The sequence below is a fragment of the Microbacterium ureisolvens genome (assembly GCF_019511645.1).
Lineage (GTDB): Bacteria > Actinomycetota > Actinomycetes > Actinomycetales > Microbacteriaceae > Microbacterium > Microbacterium ureisolvens_A.
In genome coordinates this window covers 1-1,739 of sequence record NZ_JAEUAX010000030.1, presented here as the reverse complement: position 1 = coordinate 1,739, position 1,739 = coordinate 1, and the positions used below count along the sequence as shown (strand labels likewise).

Here is a 1,739-nt window from a genome sequence, read left to right as displayed (position 1 = left end):
TGCGATCAGAAATTGACTAATGATCTTTAAGATCATCAACACAAAACAACCCCGAAGGGTCATCTTGCAAAGATGCTCGCGTCCACTGTGTAGTTCTCAAAGTACGGGCGGCACCCCCCAACCCACCAGCAACAACCGGCAGCCAGGAGGCCCAGAGAGTCAGCCACCACACCCACCCCAAAAAAAGGGGCGATACGGCGCCCGGTCCCTCAGGACCCAACAGCGTGCAGGCACCCCGCTCACCAACCCCCACCCTCCAACCGGCCCCGAAGAACCGGCGTACTAGTGAGAATCAGCCGCGCTGATGCCATGTCAAATGTTCCACCCACGAGCCCCCACCAGGAACATTCGCCCTGGCTGAGGTCCTCCAGCCCCGAAAGACTGAGGTGCTCCTTAGAAAGGAGGTGATCCAGCCGCACCTTCCGGTACGGCTACCTTGTTACGACTTAGTCCTAATTACCGATCCCACCTTCGACGGCTCCCTCCACAAGGGTTGGGCCACCGGCTTCAGGTGTTACCGACTTTCATGACTTGACGGGCGGTGTGTACAAGACCCGGGAACGTATTCACCGCAGCGTTGCTGATCTGCGATTACTAGCGACTCCGACTTCATGAGGTCGAGTTGCAGACCTCAATCCGAACTGGGACCGGCTTTTTGGGATTCGCTCCACCTCACGGTATTGCAGCCCTTTGTACCGGCCATTGTAGCATGCGTGAAGCCCAAGACATAAGGGGCATGATGATTTGACGTCATCCCCACCTTCCTCCGAGTTGACCCCGGCAGTATCCCATGAGTTCCCACCATAACGTGCTGGCAACATAGAACGAGGGTTGCGCTCGTTGCGGGACTTAACCCAACATCTCACGACACGAGCTGACGACAACCATGCACCACCTGTTCACGAGTGTCCAAAGAGTCCCCCATTTCTGGGGTGTTCTCGTGTATGTCAAGCCTTGGTAAGGTTCTTCGCGTTGCATCGAATTAATCCGCATGCTCCGCCGCTTGTGCGGGTCCCCGTCAATTCCTTTGAGTTTTAGCCTTGCGGCCGTACTCCCCAGGCGGGGAACTTAATGCGTTAGCTGCGTCACGGAATCCGTGGAAAGGACCCCACAACTAGTTCCCAACGTTTACGGGGTGGACTACCAGGGTATCTAAGCCTGTTTGCTCCCCACCCTTTCGCTCCTCAGCGTCAGTTACGGCCCAGAGATCTGCCTTCGCCATCGGTGTTCCTCCTGATATCTGCGCATTCCACCGCTACACCAGGAATTCCAATCTCCCCTACCGCACTCTAGTCTGCCCGTACCCACTGCAGGCCCGAGGTTGAGCCTCGGGATTTCACAGCAGACGCGACAAACCGCCTACGAGCTCTTTACGCCCAATAATTCCGGATAACGCTTGCGCCCTACGTATTACCGCGGCTGCTGGCACGTAGTTAGCCGGCGCTTTTTCTGCAAGTACCGTCACAAAAGCTTCTTCCTTGCTAAAAGAGGTTTACAACCCGAAGGCCGTCATCCCTCACGCGGCGTTGCTGCATCAGGCTTCCGCCCATTGTGCAATATTCCCCACTGCTGCCTCCCGTAGGAGTCTGGGCCGTGTCTCAGTCCCAGTGTGGCCGGTCACCCTCTCAGGCCGGCTACCCGTCGACGCCTTGGTGAGCCATTACCTCACCAACAAGCTGATAGGCCGCGAGCCCATCCCAGACCAAAAAATCTTTCCAACCCCCACCATGCGATGAGAG

At 56.9% G+C, this 1,739-nt stretch carries 1 rRNA gene; it reads right to left on the bottom strand.

What is annotated here, in order from left to right:
- Window positions 1-397: 397 nt before the first annotated feature.
- Window positions 398-1,739, bottom strand: a 16S ribosomal RNA gene (locus JNB61_RS19835); the annotation flags it as partial.